Raw genomic sequence first — 4,864 nt, forward strand, 5'->3', positions numbered from 1 at the left:
AGGGCGCAGGTTGTACACAGACCATTTTTGAAGATGGCGCCATTGAAGCTATACTAAATGCTGCAGATGGAACTCCGCGCCTTATCAATAAGTATTGTAATGTAAGCCTACTTCTTGCCGATAGCAGCAAAGCAAATCTCATCACACCAGATATCGCTATGCAGGCAATCAATGACTGTGAATTAGGGTAATCTCTTTTTCCTCATGCAATTAATTTGCATGAGGAATTTTAAGGTTAAAACAACGTGCAGAATCAACTGCAAAGAATCCGCTTTGTATCTTCCAACCTAAGCAAGAACACCCTCATTTAATTTGACAGAAGAAGCTTCATCTAATGTGCAAAACAACATCATCTATTAATTCCTTCTTTAATTTCTCAGCAAAGCTATTAAAGATATCAGAATATTCCCTAATATAAGCTTTTGCTGCTGTATGTGTCATTATTTCATTTTTAATATCTGTAACATTAATTTCAGCATATTCTTCTGAGACTTCTTTAAATAATATTTCTTTGATTCCTGGCATTGCATCCCAATAATCTGATAATTGCTCTACTTCAGACTTTGGTATACCCCCAAACATAGTTGCACGAATATCCCATTTTTCTGGTTCTTCAGACGAATCTACATATCTAGCAATATTCAAATTATATTCATTTTCTTTTACTATTGTTTTTTTCTTAACCAATGTTGCATATTTGGGTACAGTTTTTCTATTTTTTATGGTATCTACAATCTTCTTAATATCACATGCTCTTAGCTTATTATTTTCCCAACTTTTTCAAAGCCCTTAGACGCATCAATGATTAACACATCATTATTAGTTCTTTTCTTTTTTAACACTAGAATAATTGTAGGAATACCTGTACCAAAAAAAATATTTGCTGGAAGTCCAATTATTGTATCTATACGATTTTTCTCGATTAAGTTTTTTCTAATTGTACCCTCGTCTCCACCTCTAAAAAGAACTCCGTGTGGAAGTACAATTGTCATTATACCATCCTCCTCTAGATGATATAAGTCATGTAATAAAAATGCTAAGTCTGCTTTTCCTTTTGGCGCTACTCCATAGTCCTTATATCTTGGATCAAACTCTTTATCTGTAATATCCCATTTCTGTGAATATGGCGGATTTGATACCACCGCATCTACGCTTACTAATCTATATGTTTTATCTCTATCTCCTTCTTCAAAAAATGGCCAATCTTCTTCTAATGTATCTCCATTTCGAACAAAAATATTAGATGGTTTTATTCCACGCATGACAAGATTCATTCTTGTAAGATTATAGGTATTTTCCTTCCACTCCTGTGCATAATATTCTATCTTACCGTTACCATCTAAATATTTAGCTATGGAATGTCCAATGTTTATTAGCAATGATCCCGACCCCGATGTTGGATCATATATTTTTATTTCTTTCCTATCCTTCAAATGTTCCGCAACAATTTCAGACATTAAAACAGACACCTCATGAGGTGTATAAAATTCTCCTGCTTTTTTTCCTGCATTAGCCGCAAACATACTAATCAAATACTCATATATAAATCCAAGTACATCATAGTCCTGTTTTCCATCCATTGGAATTCGTCTAATTAATTTTAACAATCCTCTAATAGACTTTGTTTGTGTCTGAGCTGTATCGCCAAGCTTTGACAAACCTGTTTGTAATGTATTAAATATATTTTGATATACGTTTTTATACACATCATCAATATTTCTCTCAAACGCTGACAACGCATCTCTTACATTTGACACATTAAAATCATTTTTCATTTCTAGCCAAGTAGAAAAAAGATTCTCGTATGAAATAAAATATCCCAGCGTATTTTTAACATGTTCCACGTATTTAACATCTTTTTCATTCATCTTCTTAATCTCTTCATCTGTAAAGCCTTCCTTTTTCATAAGGTTTACTTCACTTTCAGAGAGATATTTATAAAAGATAAATCCAAGGATAAAGTCCTTATAATCATTTGCATCAATTTTAGATCTCATCTGATTTGCGGATTCCCATATAGTAGACGCAAGCTGCTGTTTGTTCATGTTATTGTTCCTCTCTTTTCACATATGTTAATTCGACGTCATATCCTAAGCCTTCCATCATTTGAATGAAAGTATTATTTACAATGCCATTATTCTTCTTAACAATTCTATTTATATATTGTCCAGTCTTCCCTATTTTCTTTGCAAGCGATTGTTGTGTCATATCGCTTTCCAAGCATTTAATTTTTATATCCTTTTCAACATTATTAAGTACCATTCCTATCCTCCACTTTGCTAGGCAGCCTCTCTAATATGTAGTTAACTATATTGCACCATTCACGATATATAATAGCACTTTTTAGATTATTTTACAAATAAAATATATTTATATTGTTGATTGCATATAGATGGTTCTCGTATGGCTTCATATGGTTTCTCATATGTGAAAAATCTACATAAAATTGCATAAAAAAAGAAACCAAATTTTCACATTCAGTTTCTTCCTTCTCTGCCAATCATATTTGAGCATCATTCCAAAAATCATCCGATTGCAAATACTTAACATCATAATTACCAGTGATTTTCAATTTTTCAAACGCATCCTGTAAAGATTTCAATGCCTTGTGATCAAACCAATATATATACCACTTTGTCTTGTTCTGTATGTGTTCCTTTACAGTTTTCAAATATGGTAAATCCACTTCACCAGCTGACCAGCCAATAATTATAACAGCATCTACCTTATCAAGTTTTCTAAAAAAATTCATATTGTCATCTATAAAACGTTTTGTGTCTTTGTATATCTCTTCTAAATAATCAGCAATAGCGTTTTGAATGCTAGTTTCGCCTTCATCAAATTCTTCATCCGCTTCTTTCGCCCAATTTCTATGCCTAAATATTTCATTTTGGTTGCAATGTCCCATAACCGGAGCTATATCGGTAACTTTTTCTACCCCACCATGAATATGTACTACATCATCTATTCTGTACACGTTTTCTAAAGTATCTGTATAATTAAAGCTCAGATATAGGTCATCATTGGCATCAATCAAAGATTTACGAATTGGCTTAATATTATCGGTATTTACATTTTTAATCCATTCTTTTACATACATCTGCAATTTATCAATAAAGCCAAATTCATCTCTCCAATATTGATTCATGGTATCCAATATTCCTATATTACCACCATCAAGATCCATATCATCTAAAACAGATGTAGATGAATCCAACATGCCTGTTGTATCTGGATATCCCATTGTATTTTCAAATTCACTCCATAGCTCATCATAAATCTTTTTATTCCATCTTTCCTGAGCCGCTTTGGTATACCAAGGCTCAGAATCATCTAGTGTTTGTATATTATACAGGCTTTCAAATCCAGACAAAAATTCTGGGTGGTTTTCTTCTAAAAACTTTCTAAAATTCCAGTAACTAGTATCTAATTTATGCGCCATATCAAAACCATTTCCAATTATGTATAAGTTGCTCATTGAGTTTCACCTCACTCTCATTCTATTCGTTTTTTCTTCAACCATGGAAGACTATATTACTCGTCCCTTCAAGTGATCCACCTCATGTTGAATAATCTGTGCTGTCCATCCAGCAAACTCCTGCCTCTGCTTCTTAAAATCCTTGTCCTGATACTCTACCTCTATCTTTTCAAATCTTGTAGTCTTCCTTACTCCATTCAGAGATAGACAGCCTTCTTCTGTTTCATACGGACCACTTTTCTTAACAATAACAGGATTCACCATTGGAACTATTGCAATGCCTACGCTAAATACAATAATTCTTTTCTTTACACCAATCATATTCGCTGCCATTCCCACACAGTGTTCTGAGTTCACTTTTAATGTGTCTATTAGATCTGTGATGATTGCAGCATCCGCTTTTGTTGCAAGCTCTGATTTTTGTGCTAAAAACAGTTCATCTTTTACTATCTGCCGTACCATACTGTTCATTTTCCTTCCTGCAATATTTTCTTTCTATCTATATAATCTTCTGTACTCTTCCTACAATTCCACCTTCCAGCATCACTTTAATCCCTCTTGGATGATTACTGGAATTGGTCAAAATTCTCATGACGACACCTTCTGTTAATTTACCTGTTCGTTGATCCTGTTTCTGTACAACCTGTACTTTGATTCCGATTTTTATATTGTTTCTTACTGTACCATCCATATTTTAATTCAATCCTCTATTTCTTTATTCTCTTTTCCTTTGGCTTTGTCAGTTCATAACTTTCTGCAACCATTCGTTCAATATTGGTCCTAGAAATTGTTCCATCAAGGATAATTGAATTTCAGTGTTCCTTATTTATGTGATACGCTGGAACAATCGCTTCAAATGCACTACGCCAGAAATCTCTCCACTCTGGATCACATTTCACATTAATCCAGATGTTGTTCTGATGCTCATAAATACATGCAAAAGTCTTTTTATTCTCTCTATGACTCATCAAAGTCCAGTTATTATCATGGAACGGATAATCCTCTATTACATTCTCAAACGATTTACAATATGTAATTGTTTCTTCTCTTGTAAGCATTTTTTCCTTCCTATTCTGTCAAGCCTAAATCTATTGATTTTACTAGCTTTGACGATTTTTATTTACCTCTAAAACAGAGCCGATAGTGATGAATATCGTAGTATCAAGTACTGAATAGTTGAAAAATAGGTATAACTTTAAAAGCATCCATTTCGTTTGCTATATAAAGGCTATTTTCCCTCTGATCAACTATGATGATGAACCTTCCGTGTCTAAGGGGATCGTGTCCCAACTTCCTTCGTACCATCTATTCATACACTGAGTGCCAGCCAAGCTCCTAGACGGGGTCTCGCCCCATGGTGAAAACCGATGCCAGCTACAGCTCTTG

At 33.8% G+C, this 4,864-nt stretch carries 7 protein-coding genes and 1 pseudogene; 1 reads left to right on the top strand and 7 read right to left on the bottom strand.

Annotated features, from left to right (window positions below):
- Nucleotides 1-191: pseudogene (locus BUB85_RS20470) on the top strand (ExeA family protein); the annotation flags it as partial.
- Nucleotides 192-327: 136 nt separating this feature from the next.
- Here BUB85_RS20470 and BUB85_RS22395 read toward each other — a convergent pair.
- From BUB85_RS22395 to BUB85_RS20500, 7 genes are all read right to left on the bottom strand, one after another.
- The gene (locus BUB85_RS22395) at nt 328-744 is read right to left on the bottom strand and encodes an N-6 DNA methylase (RefSeq protein ID WP_330392415.1); all 417 of its coding nucleotides are present in this window, start codon (nt 742-744) and stop codon (nt 328-330) included.
- A gap of 11 nt (nt 745-755) precedes the next feature.
- On the bottom strand, nt 756-2,045 hold the full coding sequence (locus tag BUB85_RS20475) for a type I restriction-modification system subunit M (RefSeq protein WP_330392412.1): 1,290 nt from the start codon (nt 2,043-2,045) through the stop codon (nt 756-758).
- A gap of 1 nt (nt 2,046) precedes the next feature.
- Nucleotides 2,047-2,262, bottom strand: coding sequence for a helix-turn-helix domain-containing protein (locus BUB85_RS20480; protein WP_073113319.1), 216 nt, complete (start codon nt 2,260-2,262; stop codon nt 2,047-2,049).
- Between the two features lie 238 nt (nt 2,263-2,500).
- Nucleotides 2,501-3,478 carry a bacteriophage abortive infection AbiH family protein gene (locus tag BUB85_RS20485; RefSeq protein ID WP_073113320.1) on the bottom strand — a complete coding sequence of 326 codons (978 nt, stop codon included), beginning with the start codon at nt 3,476-3,478 and terminating at the stop codon, nt 2,501-2,503.
- A 51-nt stretch (nt 3,479-3,529) separates the two neighbouring features.
- The gene (locus BUB85_RS20490) at nt 3,530-3,940 is read right to left on the bottom strand and encodes a peptide deformylase (RefSeq protein ID WP_073113322.1); all 411 of its coding nucleotides are present in this window, start codon (nt 3,938-3,940) and stop codon (nt 3,530-3,532) included.
- Between the two features lie 37 nt (nt 3,941-3,977).
- Complete coding sequence (locus BUB85_RS20495; RefSeq protein ID WP_073113321.1) at nt 3,978-4,169, bottom strand: YwbE family protein; 192 nt, start codon at nt 4,167-4,169, stop codon at nt 3,978-3,980.
- A gap of 121 nt (nt 4,170-4,290) precedes the next feature.
- Nucleotides 4,291-4,536 (bottom strand): MmcQ/YjbR family DNA-binding protein, encoded by a 246-nt coding sequence (locus BUB85_RS20500; protein WP_330392414.1) that lies wholly within the window; start codon nt 4,534-4,536, stop codon nt 4,291-4,293.
- Between the last annotated feature and the right edge of the window lie 328 nt (nt 4,537-4,864).

Source organism: Hespellia stercorisuis DSM 15480, assembly GCF_900142165.1.
GTDB classification, from domain to species: domain Bacteria; phylum Bacillota; class Clostridia; order Lachnospirales; family Lachnospiraceae; genus Hespellia; species Hespellia stercorisuis.